At 61.6% G+C, this 23,836-nt stretch carries 28 protein-coding genes and 1 pseudogene; 20 read left to right on the forward strand and 9 right to left on the reverse strand.

Annotated features, from left to right (window positions below; genetic code table 11):
* Positions 1-241 precede the first annotated feature (241 nt).
* A complete protein-coding gene (locus VGG47_RS07340) occupies positions 242-661 on the reverse strand; it encodes a DoxX family protein (RefSeq protein WP_331536996.1) in 420 nt (139 codons plus the stop codon).
* A gap of 470 nt (positions 662-1,131) precedes the next feature.
* On the opposite strand from VGG47_RS07340, the gene VGG47_RS07345 reads away from it, so the two are divergent.
* Genes VGG47_RS07345 through VGG47_RS07355 form a run of 3 tightly spaced genes read left to right on the forward strand, consistent with a single transcriptional unit; the run spans position 1,132 to position 4,457 of the window.
* Positions 1,132-1,875 (forward strand): gluconate 2-dehydrogenase subunit 3 family protein, encoded by a 744-nt coding sequence (locus VGG47_RS07345; protein WP_331536998.1) that lies wholly within the window; start codon positions 1,132-1,134, stop codon positions 1,873-1,875.
* A 21-nt stretch (positions 1,876-1,896) separates the two neighbouring features.
* Positions 1,897-3,663, forward strand: coding sequence for a GMC family oxidoreductase (locus VGG47_RS07350; RefSeq protein WP_331537000.1), 1,767 nt, complete (start codon positions 1,897-1,899; stop codon positions 3,661-3,663).
* Positions 3,664-3,674: 11 nt separating this feature from the next.
* A complete protein-coding gene (locus VGG47_RS07355; RefSeq protein WP_331537002.1) occupies positions 3,675-4,457 on the forward strand; it encodes a c-type cytochrome in 783 nt (260 codons plus the stop codon).
* Positions 4,458-4,764: 307 nt separating this feature from the next.
* Here VGG47_RS07355 and VGG47_RS07360 read toward each other — a convergent pair whose 3' ends face one another.
* Positions 4,765-5,109: a hypothetical protein gene (locus VGG47_RS07360; protein ID WP_331537004.1), complete on the reverse strand. Its 345-nt coding sequence runs from the start codon at positions 5,107-5,109 to the stop codon at positions 4,765-4,767.
* 100 nt (positions 5,110-5,209) lie between these two features.
* Positions 5,210-5,506, reverse strand: a pseudogene (locus tag VGG47_RS07365) (type II secretion system F family protein); the annotation flags it as partial.
* On the opposite strand from VGG47_RS07365, the gene VGG47_RS07370 reads away from it, so the two are divergent.
* From VGG47_RS07370 to VGG47_RS07395, 6 genes are all read left to right on the forward strand, one after another.
* Complete coding sequence (locus VGG47_RS07370; RefSeq protein WP_331537097.1) at positions 5,468-6,160, forward strand: alkaline phosphatase family protein; 693 nt, start codon at positions 5,468-5,470, stop codon at positions 6,158-6,160. The pseudogene VGG47_RS07365 and the gene VGG47_RS07370 overlap by 39 nt on opposite strands.
* Complete coding sequence (locus tag VGG47_RS07375; protein WP_331537006.1) at positions 6,093-6,569, forward strand: alkaline phosphatase family protein; 477 nt, start codon at positions 6,093-6,095, stop codon at positions 6,567-6,569. The genes VGG47_RS07370 and VGG47_RS07375 overlap by 68 nt, the downstream gene beginning before the upstream one ends.
* Positions 6,570-6,604: 35 nt before the next feature.
* Positions 6,605-7,195 carry a cytochrome c peroxidase gene (locus VGG47_RS07380; protein WP_331537007.1) on the forward strand — a complete coding sequence of 197 codons (591 nt, stop codon included), beginning with the start codon at positions 6,605-6,607 and terminating at the stop codon, positions 7,193-7,195.
* A complete protein-coding gene (locus VGG47_RS07385; protein ID WP_331537009.1) occupies positions 7,183-7,347 on the forward strand; it encodes a hypothetical protein in 165 nt (54 codons plus the stop codon). Before VGG47_RS07380 ends, VGG47_RS07385 begins: the two co-directional genes overlap by 13 nt.
* Before the next feature lie 191 nt (positions 7,348-7,538).
* Positions 7,539-7,769 carry a hypothetical protein gene (locus VGG47_RS07390; protein WP_331537011.1) on the forward strand — a complete coding sequence of 77 codons (231 nt, stop codon included), beginning with the start codon at positions 7,539-7,541 and terminating at the stop codon, positions 7,767-7,769.
* A gap of 27 nt (positions 7,770-7,796) precedes the next feature.
* Positions 7,797-8,120, forward strand: a complete 324-nt coding sequence (locus VGG47_RS07395; protein WP_331537013.1) for a hypothetical protein — start codon at positions 7,797-7,799, stop codon at positions 8,118-8,120.
* A gap of 153 nt (positions 8,121-8,273) precedes the next feature.
* Here the strand turns inward: VGG47_RS07395 and VGG47_RS07400 are convergent, their stop codons facing one another.
* Both VGG47_RS07400 and VGG47_RS07405 read right to left on the reverse strand, forming a co-directional pair.
* Positions 8,274-8,681: an OmpA family protein gene (locus VGG47_RS07400; RefSeq protein WP_331537015.1), complete on the reverse strand. Its 408-nt coding sequence runs from the start codon at positions 8,679-8,681 to the stop codon at positions 8,274-8,276.
* A 357-nt stretch (positions 8,682-9,038) separates the two neighbouring features.
* A complete protein-coding gene (locus tag VGG47_RS07405) occupies positions 9,039-9,635 on the reverse strand; it encodes a LysE family translocator (protein WP_331537017.1) in 597 nt (198 codons plus the stop codon).
* Between the two features lie 313 nt (positions 9,636-9,948).
* On the opposite strand from VGG47_RS07405, the gene VGG47_RS07410 reads away from it, so the two are divergent.
* Positions 9,949-11,367: a PLP-dependent aminotransferase family protein gene (locus tag VGG47_RS07410; protein WP_331537019.1), complete on the forward strand. Its 1,419-nt coding sequence runs from the start codon at positions 9,949-9,951 to the stop codon at positions 11,365-11,367.
* On the opposite strand, the gene VGG47_RS07415 is transcribed toward VGG47_RS07410, so the two are convergent.
* Both VGG47_RS07415 and VGG47_RS07420 read right to left on the reverse strand, forming a co-directional pair.
* Positions 11,351-11,599, reverse strand: a complete 249-nt coding sequence (locus VGG47_RS07415; RefSeq protein WP_331537022.1) for a hypothetical protein — start codon at positions 11,597-11,599, stop codon at positions 11,351-11,353. The two genes, VGG47_RS07410 and VGG47_RS07415, sit on opposite strands and share 17 nt — an antisense overlap.
* A complete protein-coding gene (locus VGG47_RS07420) occupies positions 11,583-12,245 on the reverse strand; it encodes a sulfatase-like hydrolase/transferase (protein WP_331537099.1) in 663 nt (220 codons plus the stop codon). Before VGG47_RS07420 ends, VGG47_RS07415 begins: the two co-directional genes overlap by 17 nt.
* Here VGG47_RS07420 and VGG47_RS07425 point away from each other — a divergent pair.
* From VGG47_RS07425 to aqpZ, 3 genes are all read left to right on the forward strand, one after another.
* Positions 12,221-12,394, forward strand: coding sequence for a hypothetical protein (locus tag VGG47_RS07425; RefSeq protein ID WP_331537024.1), 174 nt, complete (start codon positions 12,221-12,223; stop codon positions 12,392-12,394). The genes VGG47_RS07420 and VGG47_RS07425 overlap by 25 nt on opposite strands.
* A gap of 380 nt (positions 12,395-12,774) precedes the next feature.
* Positions 12,775-14,037 carry a sulfotransferase family protein gene (locus VGG47_RS07430; RefSeq protein WP_331537026.1) on the forward strand — a complete coding sequence of 421 codons (1,263 nt, stop codon included), beginning with the start codon at positions 12,775-12,777 and terminating at the stop codon, positions 14,035-14,037.
* A gap of 628 nt (positions 14,038-14,665) precedes the next feature.
* Positions 14,666-15,409, forward strand: a complete 744-nt coding sequence (gene aqpZ / locus VGG47_RS07435; protein WP_331537028.1) for an aquaporin Z — start codon at positions 14,666-14,668, stop codon at positions 15,407-15,409.
* Between the two features lie 68 nt (positions 15,410-15,477).
* Here the strand turns inward: aqpZ and VGG47_RS07440 are convergent, their stop codons facing one another.
* Entirely contained in the window at positions 15,478-16,266 is a 789-nt protein-coding gene (locus VGG47_RS07440) for a GntR family transcriptional regulator (RefSeq protein ID WP_331537030.1), read from the reverse strand.
* Between the two features lie 174 nt (positions 16,267-16,440).
* Between VGG47_RS07440 and pcaB the strand changes: the two genes are divergently transcribed.
* From pcaB to VGG47_RS07475, 7 genes are all read left to right on the forward strand, one after another.
* On the forward strand, positions 16,441-17,784 hold the full coding sequence (gene pcaB / locus VGG47_RS07445; protein ID WP_331537032.1) for a 3-carboxy-cis,cis-muconate cycloisomerase: 1,344 nt from the start codon (positions 16,441-16,443) through the stop codon (positions 17,782-17,784).
* On the forward strand, positions 17,784-18,164 hold the full coding sequence (locus tag VGG47_RS07450) for a Zn-ribbon domain-containing OB-fold protein (RefSeq protein ID WP_331537034.1): 381 nt from the start codon (positions 17,784-17,786) through the stop codon (positions 18,162-18,164). Before pcaB ends, VGG47_RS07450 begins: the two co-directional genes overlap by 1 nt.
* The gene (locus tag VGG47_RS07455; RefSeq protein ID WP_331537036.1) at positions 18,161-19,315 is read left to right on the forward strand and encodes a thiolase; all 1,155 of its coding nucleotides are present in this window, start codon (positions 18,161-18,163) and stop codon (positions 19,313-19,315) included. Before VGG47_RS07450 ends, VGG47_RS07455 begins: the two co-directional genes overlap by 4 nt.
* A 103-nt stretch (positions 19,316-19,418) precedes the next feature.
* Positions 19,419-20,756 carry an MFS transporter gene (locus VGG47_RS07460; protein WP_331537038.1) on the forward strand — a complete coding sequence of 446 codons (1,338 nt, stop codon included), beginning with the start codon at positions 19,419-19,421 and terminating at the stop codon, positions 20,754-20,756.
* A gap of 13 nt (positions 20,757-20,769) precedes the next feature.
* Positions 20,770-21,681: an SDR family NAD(P)-dependent oxidoreductase gene (locus VGG47_RS07465; RefSeq protein ID WP_331537040.1), complete on the forward strand. Its 912-nt coding sequence runs from the start codon at positions 20,770-20,772 to the stop codon at positions 21,679-21,681.
* 22 nt (positions 21,682-21,703) lie between these two features.
* Positions 21,704-22,369, forward strand: a complete 666-nt coding sequence (locus tag VGG47_RS07470) for a 3-oxoacid CoA-transferase subunit A (RefSeq protein ID WP_331537042.1) — start codon at positions 21,704-21,706, stop codon at positions 22,367-22,369.
* Between the two features lies 1 nt (position 22,370).
* On the forward strand, positions 22,371-23,048 hold the full coding sequence (locus tag VGG47_RS07475) for a 3-oxoacid CoA-transferase subunit B (RefSeq protein ID WP_331537044.1): 678 nt from the start codon (positions 22,371-22,373) through the stop codon (positions 23,046-23,048).
* Positions 23,049-23,131: 83 nt separating this feature from the next.
* On the opposite strand, the gene VGG47_RS07480 is transcribed toward VGG47_RS07475, so the two are convergent.
* On the reverse strand, positions 23,132-23,821 hold the full coding sequence (locus tag VGG47_RS07480) for a helix-turn-helix domain-containing protein (protein WP_331537046.1): 690 nt from the start codon (positions 23,819-23,821) through the stop codon (positions 23,132-23,134).
* Positions 23,822-23,836 lie beyond the last annotated feature (15 nt).

Genomic DNA, 23,836 nt, shown 5'->3' on the forward strand with positions numbered 1-23,836 from the left:
CGCTTGGACAACGCTAACGCGTTGCCCACATACCCACAGCCACAACAGCAGCAAGCAGCTTAATTTTTATGAAAGATGGAACGGCACCGACCCCACCTTAATCCCAGTCGGAAGTGGTCCTCACTACGGGGGCCAGCTCTCGGTTCAGGGTGATCGCGAGGTCGGTCCACCCGACACCAACGAACAGTAAATCCATCATGGTCCATCTCATTCGATGTCTCCTTCGATTGCCCCGCACGGGTCATGGCGCGGCGATTCTGAACAATGCATCGATCGAATATTTTCCCGCACCAGTAATGTACAACAACAAGAAGCCTCCCATGATGCTGAGGTTTTTGTAAAAGCCCTCCATGCTGTCGAGTTGATCCGCGCCTGTCACTGTCCAATAGCGATGCTCAATAAGCGAAGTTCCCAGCGTGTATAAAACCAGGAGTACAGCCAAAGGACGTGTGAACGCGCCAACAGCGACCGCGAACGCCACCGGAAGCTCCATGAAGATCGCTGCAACAGTAGCAAGTACCGGCATCGGAACGCCATCCTGCACCATCTGACTTACCGTGCCCGAATAGTCCCTCAGCTTTCTCCAGCCGAAGATCAGAAACAGTGTCGCGAGAAAAAAACGGGCCGCGAGAATGACCACATCGTTGATGTCGTTCATCATAACGCTACCGTCGCTCCCTTTTTTGTTGTCGTTGCGCGTGTAAACCAGAAGGTGATTTAAATCTGCCCGTTAGAGCGTCTTCCATCTTATGAGCACCCCAGTGCGCTCCAACCGCCGGATTTCCTTAAGCGCTGCTACCACCTTGGCGGGAAATGGGTGTGAACTTCTTGGATCGAGAACATCCTTTGGAGAGGTGTTTACGTGAAGCTGCTGTCTTTCCATATTACCACATAGGCAATATCGGCATATAAATACGAAAAATATGGGTGTAATGATGGGCCCTGATTTTGATCCCCGCGTGTTCGTCGGTGTCGTTTCGCACAAATTCCAGGTGAGCGATAAGCAACGGTTGGCGGTAGAACCTTGCATGCTGCGGAATGTGATGTCGTTTCGAGGTGCAGATACGCGCTTGACTCTGCCGGTTCAAGAGGCGCAAAGATTCCGCGTGCATAAAATGTCGGGGGTCACGAATGGTCGGAAAACCTATCGGTCGGCGTCACCTTCTTATATCCACAGCCTCTTTCGCCTCGTTGATCGCCGTGCGGGCGTCGGCTGACACCTATAGCGGCTTCCTACCATGGCAGGCAAACAGGAATAATCTTCCTCCACAGGTGAAGCCTGGGGCGTGGATATATTTCACGCCCGAAGAAGCGGCTGCTGTCGAAGCCTTGGTTGACCGGCTTATCCCGGCCGACGAGCTTTCCCCTGGTGGCAAGGATGCGGGCATCGCCGTTTATATCGATGCACAGCTCGCGGGGGATTTTGGCAAGGATGCGGGCCTTTATATGCAGCCGCCTTTTGCGGACGGTTTGCCTGGCCAGGGGCCGCAAAGCCCGCTCACACCAGCGGAGCGTTATCGCAAAAGCCTTGCAGCGCTCGACCAGTATTGTCATTCGGCTTACCTTAACAAAGCGTTTGCCGATATTCCGGCCAGCGAGCAGGACAAGCTTATCTCCAGGATGGAGGCCGGCACTCTGCAATTCCAGGGCGGTGTGAACAGCAAGGCGTTTTTCCTGCTTCTTTGGCAGAACACCAAGGAAGGTTTTTTCGCGGACCCGATCTATGGCGGGAATCGCGATATGGTGGGCTGGAAGATGATCGGCTTCCCCGGTGCGCGCTACGACTACCGGAATTGGATCGACAAGCACGACCAGCCCTATCCTTATCCGCCCGTTGGCTTGGCGGACCATCCGAACTGGACACGTCCGGCGTAACTTACAAAGTTAGAGGAAACTATGGCACAGAAACTTCCGGGCAAGGATGTCGTGATCATTGGCCTCGGCTGGACGGGGTCGATTCTTGCGTATGAACTGACAGGCGCAGGGTTGGATGTCGTGGCGATCGAGCGTGGCGCGTGGCGCGACACGTCGACGGATTTTCCGCCCTCCACCGCGCCGGATGAATTGCGCTATGGCGTCCGGTTGGATTTGTTCCAGCGCCCGGAGCAAAGCACGCTGACGTTGAGAAATAAAATGAGCCAGACGGCGTTGCCGATCCGGCAATTCGGGTCGTTTTTACCGGGCAATGGGGTGGGCGGCGCAGGCGTGCACTGGAATGGGTATACCTATCGATTTTCTGAATCCGATTACAAAGCCTATTCACATAATGTCGCGCGGTACGGAAAATCCGTGATCCCGGAAGGCATGACCTTGCAGGATTATCCAGTGTCTTATGCCGATCTTGAACCGCATTTTGATAAGTTCGAAAAACTTCTTGGCATCTGTGGCACGGCAGGTAATCTCAACGGAAAAATCCAACCGGGCGGAGACCCTTTCGAGGGTCCGCGTATGTCGGAATATCCGAATCCACCGGATCAGATGCCCCTGGGACCAACCTTGTTTACGAAAGGGGCCAAAGAGCTAGGCTTCCACCCGTTCCCAGTGCCCTCAGCAAACATGTCGCGCGCCTATACCAACCCTCTCGGTGTTACCTTGGGCCAGTGCAGTTTCTGTGGCTTCTGTGAACGGTACGGTTGCGGGAATTATGCCAAGTCCAGCCCCCAGACTTGCGTGTTGCCGGCATTAATGCCGCGCAAAAATTTCGAGTTGCGCACGCTTTGCAATGTCACGAAGATCAATCTCGACAGCACGGGCAAAAAAGCGACCGGTGTCACCTATGTGGATGGCAAGGGAAACCAGTTCGAACAGCCGGCGAATCTCGTGCTGGTGTGTTCTTTCTCGTTCAACGTCGTTCATCTTATGTTGCTTTCCGGGATCGGCGAGCCATACGACCCGGTGAGCGGCAAAGGCGTTGTCGGACGCAATTTTGCGTATCAGTGTACATCGGGTGTCCAGGTGAAGCTGGACAACAGGATATTGAATCCATTTATAGCGAATGGCGTCGGCGGCATGGCGCTGAACGATTTCAATGGAGATAATTTCGATCATACCGGGCTGGGCTTCATCGGCGGTGCGGTTCTGCAGGCCACACAAAGCGGCGGCCGTCCGATCCAGCAGATTAACGGCTTCTCTGACGATCCAAAATGGGGCAGCGGCTGGAAGAAAGCAACGAAAGAAAACTACCAGACGATTTATGCGCTTGGGACGCAGGGCAGCGTTTACCCGTATAAAGATGCTTATCTGGATCTCGACCCGACCTATAAAGATCCTTATGGCAGCCCGCTCTTGCGGCTGACGTTTGATTGGCATGAAAACGAACTAAAAATGTCAGCTTTTGTCACGGATAAGCTGGCCAAGGTCGGCAAGGCGATGGGCGGAGCCCGCATCCAGGCTTCGCCGCGCACAGGGCCTTACACGGTGGTGCCGTACCAGACCACGCACACCACGGGTGGCGCCGTTATGGGAGACAGCCGAGAAACCAGTGTTGTGAATAAATATGGACAGAGCTGGGATGTTTCGAACGTGTTTGTGTACGGCAGTGGACTGTTTCCGCAAAATGCCGGCATGAACCCGACGGGGACAGTCGGCGCGCTGACGTATTTTTCGGTCGAAGCGGTTAAAAATCAGTATTTGAAAAACCCTGGTCCTTTGGTTCCGGTTTAGGAGGATTGCCCATGCGTCGTACCTTATCCCGAAGCCTGGCCGGCGTAACGATTATTTCGGCGTCCATATACATGGGTGTTTTTCTGAAAGGTGCTGCGGCACAAACCACCGCGTCTCCGACCGACCAGCAGATGATTGCGGATGGCAAGAAACTTGTCGACGCGAATGGGTGCGCGGCTTGCCACACGGCACCGAATGCGGCGCCGTTTTCAGGGAATGTTCTGGGAGCCTGGAATGCACCACCCTTGCTCAATAATGTGCATGACGGAATTGGCTCATGGTCCGTTGACGATATCGCGACTTATCTCCTAACCGGGCATAACGCCTTTGCCGAGGCTTCCGGCCCGATGGGCGATGTCATAACCAATACGACATCAAAGCTATCGGCGGCAGATGCCGGGGCGATCGGTGCTTTTCTTAAATCGTTAAAAGGCGATGGCGCTGTCGCGCGCGAGCCGATCGCGAAGACGAATCCGCAGATGGTATTTGGCGCGCGCATTTACGCCAATGAATGTTCCGCCTGCCATACGCAGGAAGGCACGGGCGCGCCCAATCTGTTTCCGTCATTGAAGGCAAGTCCCGTGGTGGAAGCGGATAATCCTGTGACATTGATGCAGGTTGTCTTGCACGGAGCGCAGAGTGTCGGCACCGCATCGGCCGCAGCCGTTGCGATGCCAGCCTTTGGCGGGCAGCTGAGCGACGAACAGATCGCCGATGTGCTTACCTATATTCGCAATAGCTGGGGTAACGCGGCCCCCGCCGTAACGGCCGAGACGATAAAAGCGGCGCGGTAAGGCGCTGCTTTTTTGGGGCCCGTTGGTGGCAAGCCTCCGATGTTGCCTATTCGAGGGCAACTGCAAGATCCGACGGGCGCGCCGCGTCTGGCTTCATTTCGCCCTTACCTCAAGGGCGATTCGGGGCTGATCTGCAACCAATAAAGCAAGACAAGGAAGGCTACTTTTTGTGAACAAAAAGTAGCAAAAAAACTTTGTTAATCTGGGCCTGAGGCGTTGTCGCCGACACCGCCGTGACCCAGCATCGCCAAAAGTTTTTGCGCCGCTTTTTCCAAAAAGCGGCCACTTCCTTACTTTTCTTCCCGCTCTAACCGCCGCCGAACTGCATCACGCTGTAAGGGTGTGGGCTGTCCGTGCCGGCCAGGCTGAACACGCCATGCCGGCGGATCATCGCCCGCCCGGGCCCGGCCGCCTCCGCCTCGATCTCCGCGGTGGGAAAGCTGCCCTGGTAGCCGTCATGCAGCGCGCCGGGGGCATTCACCAGTTCCAGCGCCCGGCACACCAGCGGGCTGGAGAGGGCAGGGTCCGGGTCATCGGTCTGGTACAGGCTCATATAAGGCAGCATGGCGTGCAACAGCCCGGGCGTCATGCCGAGCACGTCCTGGAGCTCGGCGAGATCGGAAAACGCCGTCCCCGGCGGAGAAAATTCCAACCCGGCGCGGCCCGTTCTCGGCAAAAAGCGGCACGAATTGCGGCAGCACCTGGGTGAGCAGCAGCACGATGGCGCCGATGGCGGCGAGCAGCAAAATGGCGGGATAGACCATGGCCGTCTGCACGGCGGCGATAAGGCTGCGGCTTCGTTCCAGCTGCTCGGCCAGCCGTTCCAGTGTCCCGGCCAGATCGCCCCCCGCCTCACCCGCGCGAACCAGGCCGCGTCCTTCCGCCCGCTCATCCTGGGCGGTGACATCCGCGAGAGCGCGCTGGACAATCTGTCGAACAACCACCTGCTGACCAACAACCCGAACGACACCAACGCCGCCAATGGTGCGGGTGCTGCCAACCCGTTCTGTCTGGATCGCTCCCAGGCGGCCACGTCTGACCAGAACCACGCCTATCAGAACGAGCCGGAGGCCTATGACGCCGGCAAGATGGGCCTGTTTTCCAAATACACCGGTACTGCTTCTGCCGGCGGCGTGGGCGCTTTCGGCACCACCGGTCAGGTGATGGGCTATTACGACGGCAACACCGTTACCGCGATGTGGAACTATGCCCAGAATTACGCGATGAGCGACAATGACTGGACGGACACCTACGGCCCCTCCACCCCGGGCGCGTTGGGGGTTGTCTCCGGTCAGACCAACGGCGCTGTCCCGGTGCTGGGAACCTCCTCCTCTGAGATGCCTGATGGTCAGGGTGGCTACACGCAGGATGGCGACGTCGACCCGGCCTACGATTCCTGCTCCAGCACCAGCACCACTGTGAAAATGAGCGGGCAGAATATCGGCGATCTGCTGAATGCCGCGGATATCACCTGGGGCGGCTTCATGGGCGGCTTCGATCTGGGCTTGGCCAATGCCGACGGCACGACCGGTTGCGGGCGTTCCACAGTCTCTACCACCGTGAACGAGACGGTTGCGGACTATGTCCCGCACCATAACTGGTTCCAGTACTACGCCTCCACCGCCAACTACACGCATGCCCGCCCGGCGGCCATCAACGATATCGGCTTCTCCCTCCACCGCCATCATCATCACCTACGATGACTCCGACGGCTGGTACGACCATGCGTTTGTGAAGCCCACCGCCTCTTCCTACGGCGCGCTGGATGCGCTGGACGGCGCCAAAGTCTGCGGCACCGGCACCGAGCCGGATGGCCTGGACGGCAAGCCGGTGCATGGCCTCTGCGGTCCCGGCACGCGTACGCCCTTCATGGCGATCTCGCCGTTCGCCAATCAGGACTTTGTCTCTCACACCCTGATCAACCAGGCTTCCGTGGTGCGGTTCATCGAGAATAACTGGCTGCACGGCCAGCGCATCGACGGCGGCTCCTTTGACGCCACGACCGGCTCGATCATGGACATGTTCAACTTCTTTCACGCCGACGCTTCGGGCGTGATCCTGGATCCGACCACCGGCGAGATCGACCGGCCGGATCCGCATCATTTCTTCTAAATTCTGATCCAGACTGAAAAAAAGCTGCAGACGCCATGCGTATTCTGACCAGCCTTGTTCTTATCGTGACGCTTGGCGTCTGTGCCGCCGGGGGGTGGGTTCTGCAAAGCCCCATTCCCCTGGCGGACTGGGTCTCCAACCCCGTGGCGAGTTTCCAGCTCGCCCAGGGCGAAAATCCGGCTCCTGTTCAGCTTGTCCGCCCGGTGCCGCCGGCGCAGTTTTCGGCGGTCGCCGAAGTCGGCCAACAGATTTTCTTCGACACCAGCCTGTCGGGTTCCGGCAAGCTGGCTTGCGCGTCCTGCCATGAGCCCGCCGACCATTACGGCCCGCCGACCGGCAGTGCCGTCGTTTATGGCGGCCCCGACATGCACAGCCCCGGCGTGCGCGCGGTGCCGAGCCTGGCCTATCTGAGTTTCCAGGCGAATTTCTGTATCGGCCCGGACCCGGCCGGCGACAGTGAGGTGATGCCGGCGTTGCCGCAGCTGGCCCAGGCCGCGCAAGGTGCGGCCCGCACCGTGAAAACGGCGCTCAGCACGGCACAGAGTTCCGCTAACATGTGCCCGCCGGCGGGTTGTTCTGGGACGGCCGCGCTGACACGCTGCAGCAGCAGGCGATGTTCCCGCTGACCAGCCCCTTTGAGATGGATGGCGGCGGCGTGCAGGTCATTGCCGCCAAGCTGCAGGCCGCCCCTTATGTCGGCACTCTGAAGCAGCTTTTCGGCGATGCTCTTTTCAGCGATCCGTCCATCGCCGTGGCGCGTTACCAGATCGAGGATTAGGACTTCCATGCTTACACCAGCAAGTACGATTATTGGCTGGAGGGCAGGGCACGCTTGAGCGCGACCGAGATGCGCGGTTATATCCTGTTCAATGATCCCGCCAAGGGCGATTGCGGGCCTGCCATCTTGACCAGCCGACGCCTGATCATCGCCCGCCGCAATTCACCGACACTCAGTATGAGGCGTTGGGCGTGCCGCGTAATCCGGACGTTCCGGCCAACCAGGACCCGCATTATTGCGATCTAGGCATATGCGGTCCGTATCGCACGGATTTGCAGACTCAAGCGCAATATTGCGGCATGTTCCTGACCCCCACGCTGTGCAACGCGGCCACGCGGATGGTGTTCTGCCATAACGGTGTCGACCATAATTTGCGCGATGTGGTGGAGTTCTATAATCTGCGCGATGTCGAGCTGGGCTAGATCTATCCCACCGGGCCGTACGGCAAGGTGGAAAAATTCAACGATCTGCCGAAGAAATATTGGGCCAATATCGACAATACCGATCCGTCGCTGGACCGCCACCTGGGTGACAAACCCGCCCTCACCGATGCGGAGGTGAGTGATCTCGTTGCCTTCCTGAAAACGCTGTCTGCCGCCGAGGCCTGGACGGGATTGGCGGCCGTTCCAATGATCGTGCTGGCGGCTGGGCTGCTGGGGCTGGCGATGGCGCTGCCCCTGGCGTTGCGGCGCGGCCAGGGCGGGCAGACCATGATCCCCTTCGGCCCAGCTTTGGCGCTGGCCTGTTTCGGCATGGTGCTGCTGGGTGGCTGAGACTTAACGCCGCCCGCCGCAGTCCTCGCTGTTTATGCCCGTGGCATCTTCCTAGGTCTGCGGAGGCGCCTGAATCGGCCGGAGAGAAGATCTTTCATGGGGTGTCATATACCGGACAGCAGCCAGCTGAAAATTTACAACAGATCCACTGCCTTAATCACTGACCTGGATCAGCGTCCGCCGGCTGAATTGCGCATACGAGCCTGGCCGCGCATCCGGTGCGCTGGTTGCGCCAATCGCCTTGACCTCAATCCGTGACGCCACGACCCCATCGGCCGCCAAAGCATCCGATACAACCTGAGCCCGGGTTTCCGACATGTATCTGTTCGCAAGCGAGCTGCCCACGGTATCGGCGGCGCCGGTTACGATCACCGGCGTTGAAGGATCGGCTAATGCCGCCCGGGCCGCCGCGGCGATCGTCTGAGACGCCGTCTTGCTAATGGCGGCGGACCAAGGTTGGAAAAACACTGGAAACACTTTTGTGTCCGCCTTCGCAGCCGGTACAGATGCGGCCCAGATGGCGATGGTGGCGAATGACATAACGGCAGCAATCCGGTGCATGATTTACTCCCTGGTCGATTGTTTCGGAATCGAGTGCAGCACAACATCCGGGTCATTGGCAAATGCTCGGGAGTCGATGTCGTCCATTTGCCTGCCGGCGACAGAGATGGGCGCAGAGCGGAACGGCTGGTTTTCGACAGAGAGCGTGGAAAGTTGCCATTTGGTTAAGCAGCTTCAGGCGACAGCTCGCGGCCAGACCCCGCCGTTGGCCGCCTTTAGGCGAGCGTCTGCACTGGAGAGAACCAGACGTTCTCCACGAACGCGGTAGGTTCGGCAGGATGCGCTAAACATTGCCGTTTACCAGACCTGCTGACCGGCCCGAAAGCCGTCATTGAGCAGGACCGGCAATTCTAAGAATTAAGAGTTTTGCACAAGCAGTGACCCGATAAGAAGGACTGCCATGAGCCGATTGAACCATCGCAGGTGGCGAGGATCATCGAAAAAATTGCGTAAGGACACACCTAGTGCCGCCCATAGCAAGACGCAGGGCCAATTGAGCAACGCGAATACAAGGGCGACAATGGCGATCGAAACAAAGGGCTTTTGCGCGTCAGCGTAAAGGGCCATGCCAGTTAGCGCCATAAACCAGGCTTTCGGATTGATCCACTGGAACATGGCTGCTTGGAACAAGGTCATTGGTTTCTTGTCAGGGGCGTGCGCGCCAGAAACCGAGCCTCTCGTGGCAATGCGGTAGGCGAGATAGATGAGGTAGATCTCTCCGAAAATGCCGAGCCCGTGTTGAGCCATCGGATAGGCTGTCAGCAGCGCGCCCAGCCCGAAGCCGGTCGCGAGGAGCAGAACGAAGAAACCGAGCGAGATGCCAATCGTGTGCGGCAGGCTGCGACGAAAGCCAAAACTGACGCCGGAGGCGAGCAGCATCAGGTTGTTCGGGCCTGGTGTCACGGACGTGACGATCGAGAAGGCACATAAGGAAGCAAGAAGCGGTCCCGTCATGAGTTTCTGGGCTCGCTAACGTTGAAGGTCATGCTGATGCTTTTTTAAAGCGCGCGAGTTAGCTTTCAGCTCCACCTTCACATGGCGGGTTGCAGCGGATGGCGCGGCATCGGTTTGGACCGCCCGAGGCATGTCCCAAAACGGCCGCGATGCTTCGTACTCGGCCGCGCTGGCACAAATGCCGAGATCTGCCAACATCGCGCGGTCCAACCCTGCCATCGCGCGGCGTGAGCGCCATATGGCAATCGCCAGACACGGCCATGACCAAGGTTGCGTTATCGCGCGATACAGAGTAGCGTTACTGTGTATTCTCATGAAAATAGATAGCAGCGAGCTTCGCGTTACGCAACATATCCGCGCTTTGGCGGCCAGCGCGGCCGTCGGGATGCGGCTTCCCTCGGTGCGGGCACTGATGCGCGACCTCGGCGTCAGTCCCGTTACAGTGCAGTTGGCGTTGGATCGGCTTACCCGAGAGGGCGTGATCGAAACGCGGCCCGGTCACGGCACCTTCGTGGCTCCCCAGCCCCAGGAAGCCGCCACCGCCAGGGCTGATTTTTCGTGGCAGACTGCCGCCCTTGGTCCAGCACGGTTTTCGCTTCGTGGCCTCGCCGGGCTGATGGCGCCAGCCCCTGCCGGCGCGGTACCGCTCAATAAAGGCTATTTGCCCCCGGCATTGCAGGCCGGCACTTTGCTGGCTGCGGCTGGTGCGCGGGCCTTGCGAAGACCTGGAATCTGGGAGCCGATGCCTGCGGACGGTTTGGCCGCCTTGCGCAACTGGTTTGCCCAGGAAGTTTTTGGCGCCTTCCAGGCGCAGGATGTGATCATTTGCCCCGGCACCCAGGCCGCGATCGCCACCGCCTTCCGCGCTCTGGCCGCCCCGGGGGAGCCGGTCTTGTTTGAAAGTCCGACCTATACGGGCGGCATGGCCGCCGCCGAAGTCGCCGGGCTGCAGATCGTACCGGTGCCGGTGGATGAGCGGGGCGTGCGGCCAGATATTCTGGAAGATGCGTTTCGCCGTAGTGGTGCCAAATTATTCTATTGCCAACCCAATCACGCCAATCCCAGCGGCGCCGTGCTGGCCGATGATCGCCGTGACGAGGTGTTGGCCATCACCCGGCGCTACGGCGCTTTTCTGATCGAGGATGACTGGGCGCATGATTTTCATATCGACAGTGCCGCCCCGCTGCCGCCCCTCGCCACAAGGGACCGCAACGGTCATGTCATTTACGTGCGCTCGCTGACCAAATGTGCCGCCCCGTCTTTGCGGATCGGCGCGATCTGCGCCCGAGGCCCGGCCTTTGAGCGGCTGCGCCAAGCCCGGTTGAGCGATGATTTTTTCGTCCCGGGCCTGTTGCAGGAAACCGCCCTGCAGTTGGTTACCGCCACCACCTGGCCGAAACACTTAAAAACCCTGCGCTCCGCACTCAAAGACCGGCGCAACGCCCTCGCCAGTGCGGTGCTCCGACATTTCGGTCCAGACGCCCTGCCGGAAGCCTTACCAGGCGGGCTGCATCTCTGGGTCAGGCTGCAGGATGGCGTAGACGAGGACGAACTCACCCGCTTGGCTGCCGCCCAAAATATTTTGGCAAGCAGCGGTAAGCACTGGTTCCCCGCCGAACCACCCGCGCCCTATGTGAGGTTGAGTTTTGCCGCGATCGAACCAGATCAGGCCGAACCCGCCATCGCGACCATCCGCAAACTCGCCGATCAGATGCTCATCGCTGCAGCCTGACCCGCGACCACGGTTTGATGCTAACGCGTCGAGCCTCCTGCCGTGCCATGGCGATGCGAATGGCTTCCTCCGGTGACACCTTGTGGTCCGCAGCCTCTGCGGCATCGGTGATCGCGATCTGCACGCCCTTGACGCGGCCGGTGAATGCATTGCCATGCGGGCCATAGTCGGGCGAGACGGGGGCGCCGTTGTCCTCGCCGACATCGCATCCATCGTCACAGAAGAAGACCATCGCCAACGTCATGGTGCCGTTCCGCCGCCTTGGAGTCGTCGAAGGCGTACAGCATGCTGACGCCCTTGATGGGCTTCTGCTGCACGCCGTTCACTGAGAGTGGCTCGGGCAGCCCCGCCGCTTCAAGGATGGTTGGGGCGATGTCGATGACATGGTGGAATTGCGAGCGGATCTCGCCCTGCGCTTCGATGCCTTTCGGCCAGTGGATGATGGCGCCGTTGCGCGTTCCGCCCCAGCGGGAGGCGACTTGCTTGGTCCACTGATAAGGCGTGTTCATCGCGTGCGCCCAGCCGACGGCGTAGTGGTTGTAGGCGTCGGTACCGCCGAACTTGTCGATGCGGTTCATGAGGAATTCAGGGGTTTCGAGCGCCCCCATCCCATTGAAGTTCAGCATCTCGTTGTACGTGCCGTTCAGCGTCCCTTCCGCGGAGGCGCCGTTATCGCCGATGATGTAATGGACAAGGGTATCGTCGAGGATGTTCAGGCGCTCGAGCGAGTCCAGAAGCCGGCCGATGTGGTGATCCGGGTATTCAAGGAAGCCGGCATAGACCTCCATCTGCCGGCGCAACACCGGCTTGAGCGCATCGGGCATCTCGTCCCAGGCGGGGATCTCCTTGTGGCGTGACCGACGCCGATGTTGTTGTATTTTATGTTTCTGTTTTCGCTCTTGCCGTGCCTAAACGTGCATGCATGTCGGGCGATCGATCGTGGCAAAGTCAACGGTTACGGTTTCAAAACCACAGTAAAGAGAAAATCGCCCGTAAAAATCAAATCGCTTTGGTGATTTTCAAGTAAAAATGCTTGCCATTATGCAGATGCGCCAAATCGGCCATCAGTCGCGGTGTTCCACTAAGACGGGAAATAAACGGGAGAATTTCAACTCGACTCATCAAAAATGCTCACTCTATCTCCCTCATCTCCGCTTTGTTCATTGCGATACTGTGACCGTCCCGCATCGTAATATTGACCTTTCTCACTGAAACCCGAAAAAGCCGCCGGGAACATTTCAGGTGCGGCAATGTGCCGATTATCGCGTCAAGCCAGTCTGTCCGAACCGAAATCCTTGCCTGCGCTCCCGAACAAGACTACCGGTATGTCAACAAAAACAAACGGTTTTATCCTGGTCGTCGCGCTGCAGCTGGCCGCTTAACGAGAAGACAGGGAGACAAAATGGCATGGGAGACGAGGTCCCTTCCGACCTGGCCGGACAGACAACCGACGACGCCAACCGGCAGTCGATCGGCTTCCGCACCGCCTTCGCGGCGATGGAGGTCGGCGCTCGGCTCGGTGTCCTGCGGTCTCCCGGCTCACTGGATACGCGCGCGCTCGGCCCGGCGCCCTCGACCGAGGCCGGCCGTACGGGACTGCGGCAGCTGCTCGACGCACTCGATCACGAATCGCGCCTCACCGGCTTCGGCAAGCTTTCCGTCAGCTGGGACCTCAAGCGCCTCTTGCGTAACGCGGCGTATGCGGAGCGGGTCGCGGCCGAGGCGGCATCCGCCGGCACGGACCAGATCGAGGCGCCGCTTTTCATTCTCGGGCTTCCACGTAGCGGCACGACCTTCCTCCATGCGCTGCTTGCTGCCGATCCGGACAACCTCGTACCCCGCGTGTGGCAGACCATCGAGCCAGTGCCACGGCCAGTGGATTTCAATCCCCGACAGGACAAGGCGGTGCGCGCGGTCAACAGGCAGCTCCGGATGTTCGCGGGTTTCACCCCGGAATTTAGTGCCATGCACCCGATCGATGCGGATTCGCCGCAGGAATGCAGCGAGATCACCGCGCATGTGTTCCAGAGCCTGCGCTTCGATACGACCTTCCGGGTGCCGTCCTACCTGAACTGGCTGGAGCGGCATGGGCATGATGATGCCTTCGCCTTCCACCGTAAGTTCCTGATCTGCCTCCAGCAGGGCCTCGCCGCGCGGCGCTGGGTGCTGAAATGCCCGGATCACACTTTCTCTCTGCCGGAAATCTTGCGTGCCTATCCGGATGCGCGCTTCGTCATCGTCCATCGCGATCCAATCCGCGTCTTCGCCTCGGTCGCACACCTGACCGAGGTGCTTCGCCGGCCATTCCTGCACGACATCGACCCGGTTGAGATCGGCCGGCAGGTGGTGGAGCGCTGGATCGAAGGCGCGCACCGGCTGGTCGCGTTTGACCGGGAGGCTTCGGTGCCCGAGAGCCGCAAGATCAATCTCCGCTACGAGGATCTCACGGCCGATCCGCTCGGGACGATCCGGCGCGTCTACGGGCATTTCGACATTCCGTTCAGCGCAGCGGCGCAGCAAGCCATTCGCGGTGAGATCGAGGCCAAGCCGCGCGGGGGCTACCCCGAGCACCAGCGCTACATGCTCGGCCGTTTTGGAATCCAAATGGACATGTTGACCGACGGATTCCGCCCGTATCTCGACCATTTCGGTATCGCGCTGGCAGGGTAACTCCGCCACCGGGATGTCTGAAATGCCTTCATCCCGGTCGTTTCCGCGCACCCCGAAAACAGAGGACGTACGCAGCCTCAGGCTACCTGATCTCGGGTCTGGAATTAAGCTGGTGAAAGGATCAAGAACTCTTCTGGAAAATAGCAAATACAGACCAGGGGCAGAGGGAAACATACTCGCCCAAGCGCAGACGGGATCTGATGGTCGATTCACAATCGGCAGCGATCAGTCGATCGGCGATGAAGCGCCGAGGACGTCGTTGCGGGAGGCACCATGAGCGAGCACGTTTCAGGCAAGGCGCCGGTGCACGGAAAGGCCGTTGAGGAATTCAGGGCGCTCGTAGATCTTTCGGCCTACCTCTTAAGTTTGTCTCGGTGCCGTGGTTTTGTTGTCGATTGGTGAGAACGGAGGCGGTCGTAGGTCACATGTCCTCGGCCCGTGGCATGATGTCCACGCCACCAGAGCGCCTGTCGACGATAAGATACACATGCGCCATGGCTAAGATGCCTGTTGTCGCTTCCTGATTCGATCACATTTTTCTTCGCGTTTTTGCGTGTGGCGTGAAAACGATCGCAATTTTGCGTGTATAATGTGCTTCGATATTCCGTGCAAAAATAAGGAGGTCCTTATGAAGGCGTATATTGCGGAAGCGGTGGGTACCTTTGTTCTGGTCCTGGGTGGGGTCGGAAGCGCGGTACTCGCCGGGAGTCATATCGGATTCATGGGCATAGCCTTTGCGTTTGGCCTGTCATTGCTCGCAATGGTTTATACCATCGGTCCAATTTCCGGTTGTCACGTGAACCCTGCGGTCACTTTTGGGTTGTACCTTAGTGGAAAGTTTCCCGCCGCGCGGGTCCCGGGCTATTGGCTTTCACAAATCATAGGTGGAATGATCGCCGCCGCCATATTGTTTTTAATCGCCAGCGGTCAGCCGCATTTCAGCGCCGTGGGGAGCGGCTTCGGCAGCAATGGATACGGCATCCGTTCGCCTGACCAATTCAGCATGGAGGCGGCATTTCTTTGTGAAGTGATCATGACGGCTTTCCTCGTCATCACGGTTCTCGGTGTGACCGACGTGCAGGCGCCGGTTGGCTTTGCCGGCTTGGCGATCGGCCTCGTCCTGACGCTGATCCACCTGGTCTCGATTCCCGTCGACAATACTTCCGTCAATCCGGCGCGAAGCATTGGGCCGGCACTGTTTGCGGGTAGTGCCGCGATTGCCCAGCTATGGTTGTTCATCGTGGCTCCCCTGGTTGGGGGCGCCCTAGCAGCCGGTATTTATGCCATCATCAGAGCGGACAAGCCGGTGATTACGGCAAAAATCGCCGAACAGGCATTGCCATCGGAACAGATGGAACGCCACAGTCGCTAACGTGGTGGCGGCGTGATGTGCAGGTCGCGTGGCCGGGATCGTGCCCAAAAATGCGCGCTGCGGTCGGACTAATTTACTGGGTCACTGCCCGGGGGCTTGCCGGTCGCGTAGACGCCATTCGCGGGTGACTGCCGCTGGAGACGCGTTTCATAGGAAAACCGCCCCGCCGGATGGACGCTCCGGCTGAGGATGAAGACACGCTCCTTCGCATCGAGATAGGCGCGGGTGATCTCCAGCGCATGCGCGTCGGGCTTGGTTGCCAGCGGTCCGGCCAGATGTTTGGGTACGCCGATCGCGGTGATGCGCTGGCGGATCTCCGCCGTCCGGTGGCCGGCGAATTCCTCGATCAACGTGCTGACGAGACCCGGATAGGAGCCGATCCGCTCGCGCACCAAGGGGGCGAAGATCGGAGCGACATAGACATCGGTCCAGCAGAGGGGCGGCGCGGCCTGGCCCGGCGTGGTGCGGAGGCTGGAGACGCGCAGCCAGCTCTGGCCGATGGGGCAGCAGAGCAGGGCGGCGAGCCGGTCGTCGACGATCTCGGTCGCGATCTCCTGCACCTGCCGGTTGGTCTGCGCGCCGAATTGCACGACGTCCTCGATCGTCGCGATGGTCTGGTTGTAGCTCTCCGGGCCGCGCAGCGGGTGGGGGGATTCGACCCGGGTGCCGGCATTGCGCCGGCGCGAGATCATGCCGGACTGTTGCAACTCCCGGAGTGCCGCGCGTACGGTCGAGCGGCTGACGCCGAATTGTTCGGCAAGATCCGTTTCGTTGGGAAGCACGGTTCCGACCGGATACGCGCCCTGAATGATGCGCTGCGCCAGCAGCTTCGCGATGATGGCCCAGCGCGTCTGCAACTCAGCTTCCCCGTAATATCTCGATGCAAAATACACCCTTAAGCAAGCGCGCGAAGAATTTCAATGACAATAAGTACGAACATATGCACTTGAACGGATGTATTGGTTTATATATAGGTACGAACAAATAGAGGCGGTGGCGTGTTGGCCGACCGTTGGGAGAAGAGGGAAACCATGCCAAGCACCGTGACCGAGTCACTGATTTTCCGCGACATGTTCGGCACCGAGGCGATGCGGAGCGTATTCTCGGACGAGACGCTGGTCCGCCGCTATCTCGAGGTCGAGGTGGCGCTGGCGCTGGCGGAGGCGGATGTCGGGGTGATCCCGGCGGAGGCCGCGGCCAAGATCGAGGCCGCCGCGCGCGCCATGAAGGTCGATTTCGACCGGCTGCGCCACCAGACCGAGATCACCGGCTATCCGATCCTGGCGATCGTCCATCAGCTGTCCGAGGCGGCCGGCGACGCCGGCGGCTATGTGCATTGGGGGGCGACCACCCAGGACATCATGGATAGTGCGACCGTGCTGCAATTGCGCGCGGCGTTCGACCTGATCGAGGCCGAGCTCGCTGCGCTGCGTACGGCTTTGACCGACCTCGCGCGTCGCCACCGCGACACGCCGATGGCCGGGCGCACCCATTTGCAGCAGGCGCTGCCAGTGACTTTCGGCTACAAGGCCGCGGTCTGGCTTTCGATGATCGAGCGGCACAGCGAGCGGCTCGCGCAGTTGCGCCCGCGCGTGCTGGTTGGCCAGCTCGCCGGCGCCGCCGGCACACTGGCCTCGCTCGGTGCCGACGGGTTCGCGGTGCAGGCGGCGTTCTGCGACCGACTCGGCCTCTGTCATCCGTCGGCCACCTGGCATGTCGCCCGCGACGGCTTCGCCGAGGCGGTCGGCTTTCTCGGCCTGGTCACCGGCAGCCTCGGCAAGATCGCGACCGACGTGATGCTGATGGCGACCACCGAATTCGCCGAACTGGCCGAGCCCTTCGTGAAGGGACGCGGCGCCTCCTCGACCATGCCGCAGAAACGCAACCCCATCTCCTCCGAGCTGATGCTCGCCGCCGCCAAGGCCGTGCGCCAGCATGTCGCGCTGATGCTCGACGGCATGATCCACGATCTGGAGCGCGCGACCGGCCCCTGGCATGCCGAGTGGATCGCGATCCCCGAGAGTTTCATCCTCACCTCCGGGGCGCTCGCCCAGGCCAATTTCATGCTGCCCGGCCTGGTCGTCGATGCGCCGCGCATGCGCGCCAATCTGGACATCAGCGGCGGGCTGATCGTCGCCGAGGCGGTGATGATGGCGGCCGCGCCCAAGCTTGGCCGCCAGCACGCCCACGACGTGATCTACGACGCCTGCCGTATCGCCGCGACCGAGCAGCTTCAGCTCGCCGACGTGCTGGCCGGCGTGCCGGAGATTTGCGACGCGCTCGGCGGGGTCGAGGCAATCCGCCAACATTGCGATCCGGCGCGCTATCTAGGCCTCGCGCCGCAGATGGTCGACCGTATGTTGGAAGCGCGCTGATGGCCGTTCCCGCCGCACCGCTCGCGCTCTATCGCGACCATCTTGAGCAGGGCGTGCTCGCCTTCCAGCGCGCGCCGGATGGCACACCGGTGTTCTTCCCGCGCGTGGCGGCGCCCGGCTCGGGGGCGGCGCTCTCCTGGGAGGTCTCGGCCGGGCTCGGCACCGTCTACACGGCGACCACGGTGCATCCGAAGGATGCACCCGCCTACAATGTCTCGCTGATCGACATGGATGAGGGCTTCCGGCTGATGAGCCGGGTTGAGGGCATCGACCCCGCTGCGGTCGCGATCGGCTTGCGCGTGCGCGTGCGCATCGCGCGGGACGCCGCGGGCACGCCGTTTCCGGTCTTCGACAGACTGCCGCCGGAGGACGCACGATGAGCGCGTTCGCGCGCGGCGCGGCCGCGGTGGTCGGCGTCGCGGAATCCGATCTCGGCATCGTCGGGCCGGCGATGAGTCCGGTGGATCTGATGGCGCAGGCGACGATCCGCGCGCTCGAGGATTGCGGGCTCGCGCTCAGTGATATTGACGGCGTGTTCGCGGCGAGCGCGCAGGTGCGTTTCGCGCCGATGATGCTGGCCGAATATCTCGGTCTCAACCCGCGCTATATTGACGGCACGCAGATCGGCGGTTCGTCCTTCATGTCGCATCTCGCGCATGCCGTGGCGGCGATCGAGCGCGGCCTCTGCTCGGTCGCGCTGATCGCCTATGGCAGCACGCAGCGCTCGGTGTCGCGCGCGATGGCCTCGCCCACCGATTTCAATCCCTACGAGGCGCCGTTCCGGCCGCTGATGCCGGCCAGCGCCTATGCGCTCGCGGCGGCGCGGCACATGCATCAATACGGCACCACGCGCGAACAACTCGCCGATGTCGCGGTGGCGGCGCGCCAATGGGCGCTGCTCAACCCGGTGGCCTGGGAGAAGACGCCGCTCACCCGCGCGGAGGTGCTCTCCGCCCGCATGGTCTCCGACCCGCTGACCGTGCGCGATTGTTGTCTGGTGCTCGATGGCGGCGGCGCGATGATCGTCACCTCGGCCGCGCGTGCGCAGGATTGCCGGCGGATGCCGGTGCATGTGCTCGGCACCGGCGAGGCGATCGGGCACGGCTCGATTTCCGGCATGGCGGATCTCACCGCAACCGCGGCGCGGGTCTCCGGACCGCGCGCCTTTGCCGCGGCCGGGCTCGGCCCCAGCGATGTCGATGTCGCGCTGCTCTACGACGCCTTCACCATCACGCCGATCCTGTTCCTTGAGGACCTTGGCTTCTGCGCCAAGGGCGAGGGCGGGCCGTTCGTGCAGGATGGCGGCATCGCGCCGGGTGGCCGGCTCGCGGTCAACACCAATGGCGGCGGCCTCTCCTATTGCCATCCGGGCATGTACGGGCTGCTCGCCATGATTGAATGCATCCGCCAACTGCGCGGCGAATGCGGCGCGCGCCAGGTCACCAAGCATGACATCGCGCTCGCCCACGGCAATGGCGGCGTGTTGTCGAGCCAGTGCACGGCGATCTTCGGAACACCGGCGACGCTCTAAAGCATGATGGTTTTACTACAGTCATGCGCCAGCCTTGCTGGCGCGACTCGCTTTCAAGCCATGCCGCTTTAGCAACCAATAATCGAACGAAGGGGAAACCAAGATGCAATGGATCGAAAAGGAGAAGGCGGCCGGCATGGCGGTTTCCGCGGAGATGGGAACGGTCTACCGCAAAGTGCTATGGCGGACCGTGCCCTTCCTGTTCCTGTGCTACGTGCTGAACTATATGGACCGGGTGAATATCAGCTTCGCTGCTTTGCAGTTCCGCCAGGACCTGCACATCAGCGTCGCCTCCTACGGTTTCGGCATCGGCATTTTCTTCATCGGCTACGTGCTGTTCGAGGTGCCGAGCAATCTGCTGATGCAGCGCATCGGCGCGCGCCGCACGATGATGCGCATCATGGTGCTGTGGGGGCTGGTCTCGATCTCCACGCTGTTCGTCCGCGACGCGACCCAGCTCTATATCGTGCGTGTGCTGCTCGGCATCGCGGAAGCGGGCTTTTTCCCCGGCGTGGTGTTTTACCTGACTCTTTGGTTTCCCTCGGCGCTGCGCGCGCGGATCATGTCGATGTTCATCCTGGCGATCGCGGTCTCCGGCATCGTCGGCGGTCCGGTCTCCGGGCTGGTGATGACCAAGCTCTCCGGTTTCGCCGGGCTGCATGGCTGGCAATGGCTGTTCCTGATCGAGGGCATCCCGCCGGTGATCGTCGGCATCGCCGCCTTCTTTTGCCTGAGCGACGGGCCGGAGCAGGCCGACTGGTTGACAGAAGCAGAGAAGCGGCTGGTGATCGAGAATCTTGCGATCGAGACGACCGCTCGGCAGAGCACCAAGCATAGCTCCTTCCTGCGTGCCGCCGGCGATCCGCGCCTCTATGCCGCGGCCGCCGCATGGTTCGTGCTGGCCTGGTGCGGCTCGGTGATGAACTACTGGTCGCCCACCATCATCCGCAATTCCGGCATTTCCGACACGCTGACCGTCGGGCTGCTCTCCGCGGTGCCCTATGCGGTGGGCGCGGTCGGCATGATCCTGATCGGCCGGCATTCCGATCTCAAGCTGGAGCGACGCTGGCATTTCGGGCTCGGCGTGTTTGCCGCGGCGGCGGCGATCGCGCTGCTGCCCTCGGTCGCGCATAACTGGCTGCTTGCGCTGCTGCTGCTCGGTGTGCTGTCGATCGGCTATCTCTCCGGCGTCGCTCTGTTCTGGTCGATCCCCACCGCCTATCTGTCGAAATCCGCTTCGGCCGGCGCCATCGCACTGATCAGCAGCATTGGTCAGATCGGCGGTCTGGTGGCGCCCAACATCATCGGCTGGACACGCCAGGTGACCGGCAGTTTCGATGTGGGCTTCTATACCGTAGCATTGGGCATGGTGATCGGCACCACGATCATGCTGATCGGCCTGCCGTCGCGCCTGTTGCGCGAGCGGTATATCTCGCAATGAGGGGGGCGCACCGATGATGTTGCAGGACAAGGTGGCGGTGGTGACCGGTGCGGGCGGCGGCATCGGGCGGGAGATTGCCTGCGCCATGGCTGCGGCCGGCGCCCGTGTGGTCGTCAACGATGTCGGCGCGAGCCTGTCCGGCGCGGGGGCGGGGTCCGCAGCACCAGGCGCGCAGACCGTGGCGCTGATCGAGGCGGCAGGCGGTGCGGCGGCGCTCAGCACCGACAGCGTCGCATCCTGGGAGTCGGCGCAGCGCATCGTCGCCTGCGCGCTCGACCATTTCGGCCGCATCGACATCGTGGTGAACAATGCCGGCATCCTGCGCGACCAGATCTTCCATAAGATGGCGCCGGAAGACTGGCTCTCGGTCGTCGACGTGCATCTGAACGGTTCGTTCTTCGTCGCGCGTGCGGCGGCCCCGTATTTCCGCGCGCAGCAATCCGGTGCCTATGTGCACATGACCTCGACTTCCGGACTGATCGGCAATTTCGGCCAGGCCAATTACGCCGCGGCCAAGCTCGGCATCGCCGGGCTGTCGAAATCGATCGCCCTCGACATGCACCGTTTCGGCGTGCGTTCGAACTGCATCGCCCCCTTCGCCTGGAGCCGGATGACCGAAGCCATCCCGGCCGAGACGCCAGAGCAGCAGGCGCGGGTCGAAAATCTGCGACGGATGACGCCGGAGAAAAACGCGCCGCTCGCAGTGTTTCTCACTTCTGACCGGGCGCGCGACGTCACGGGCCAGATCTTCGGCAGCCGCGGTAATGAACTGTTCCTGTTCTCGCAGCCGCGGCCGGTGCGCAGCGTGCATCGCGATGGCGGCTGGACGCCGGAGGCCATCGCCGACCAGGCACTGCCGGCGCTCAGCGCGCAGTTCGTCCCCCACGACCGTTCCGAGGACGTGTTTTCCTGGGATCCCTTATGACCGCACCGAGTGAGGTACCGACATGATCAACAAGATAGCTCCAACCCTACGCGACGCCGTCGCGCCCATCACCGACGGCGCGTCGGTGATGATCAGCGGCTTCGGCGATTCCGGCCTGCCGCGCGAACTGATCGACGCGCTCATCGCGCACGGCGCCGGCGACCTCACGGTGATCAGCAATAATGCCGGCACCGGCGAGACCGGCCTCGCCCGGCTGCTGGCGCTCGGCCGGGTGCGCCGGATGGTCTGCTCCTATCCGAAATCCTCCGGCTCGGTGGTGTTCGCCGAACTCTACCGCGCCGGAAGGATCGAGCTGGAGCTGATCCCCCAGGGCACCATGCTGGAGCGCATGCGCGCGGCCGGCGCCGGGCTCGGCCCTTTCTTCACGCCGACCGGCTACGGCACCAGCGTCGCCGAGGGCAAGGAGCAGCGCATTTACGACGGCAAGGGGTTTGTGCTGGAAGAGCCGCTGGCCGCCGATTTCGCGCTGGTCAAGGGCTACCACGCGGATCGCTGGGGGAACCTGACCTATCGCCTGGCCGGGCGCGGCTTCGGCCCGGTGATGTGCATGGCGGCGAAAACCGCGATCGTGCAGGTCGACGACATCGTGCCGCTCGGCCTGATCCCGCCCGAATCCGTCGTCACCCCTGGAATTTTCATCAGCCGCGTCGTGCGGAAGGATGCCTGACATGACCGTCCCCCCGAAACTGAGCCGCGACCGCGTCGCCCAACTGACCGCGGCGGATATCGCCCCCGGCAGCTATATCAATATCGGCCTCGGCATCCCCACTTTGGTCGCCAAATATCTCGACCCCGCGAAGGAGATCGTTCTCCACAGCGAGAACGGCATATTGGGCCTTGAGGGCCTGGCCGAGGGCGACGAGGGCGACGAGGATCTCATCAATGCCAGCAAGCAGCGGCTGCAGCTGGTCCGCGGCTCCTCGATCGTGGAGCAGGCGCTTTCCTTCGCAATGATGCGCGGCGGCCATCTGGACGCAACCATTCTGGGGGCCTTCCAGGTCGCGATGAACGGCGATATCGCGAGCTGGTCGACCGGTGCCGAGGACGACATTCCGGGCATCGGCGGTGCGATGGACCTGGTGGTGGGCGCGCGCCGGGTGATCGTGGTGATGGAGCACCTCGCCCGGGACGGCAGGCCGAAACTGCTGAGCGCCTGCACCTATCCGCTCACCGGCAAGGGGGTGGTGACCAATATCTACACCGACATGGCGATCATCGATGTGGTGCCGGGGCGCGGCTTCGTGGTCCGCGGCATTGCCGAGGGCCTGAGCCGGGAGGCGCTGCAGGCGGCGACCGACGCGCCGCTCGCCTATGCGGACGAGGTCGCCGTGCTCAGCGCACGCTGACAACAGCGCGGCCTGCGCGGGCGAGACCAGTGGCCGTTTTGGTAAAAAGCCCGCCAGGCCGGCGGGCTTTTTATTTGTGCGCTTTAGCGGGTTTGGCGCATTTCGCCGGGGGGCAGGCCATAGGTTCGCTTGAACATGCGGTTAAAAGTTGACTGATCCGTAAAACCACTCAGAAACGCGATCTCACTAACCCGCAGATTAAGGTAATCGGAAGACAATAGCATGGACTTCGCGCGGGCGACTCGCGCGGCCCAGATCATCTCGGCGATACTCTGCCCCTGGTCAGCGAACGCGCGGTATAACCCGGCACGCGAACACCCCAAAGCACTGGCGACGCGCTGCGGCGTCAAATTGGGGTCGTTGCATTCTCGATCGATCAATAGTTTCGCGGCCTGACAAATGCCCGTGGCAAATTGCGCGATATCATTTCTCCCCTGCATTTCAACCTGCAGGATGGACAGTGCCATCTCGGTTGCCATGTTCACGGCCATAACGCGCTGTGCGGGTTGCAGCCGATGCGCCTGATCCATGGTCGCCCGCATATGCGACCGCAGCATAGCCGCAAGCCCGTTAGGAGCCAGCTGCAAACCCGCCAGGCCGGCGGGATCGCCGATCACGGCCTGCACGCGGTTCCGTGGTAGAAAGAGACTGATCATCTGGTGTCTGGTGCGGTGCATTTGCACGGGCTGGGCGAGGTCCATAACAATCATATCGCCCGCATTCATCCGTCGCGCGCCTGCATGGCTGAGGGAGGCGCGAGTCGAGATGGCCATGAAGTCGATGCAGAT

Source organism: Acidocella sp., assembly GCF_036489515.1.
Classification (GTDB): Bacteria; Pseudomonadota; Alphaproteobacteria; order Acetobacterales; family Acetobacteraceae; genus Acidocella.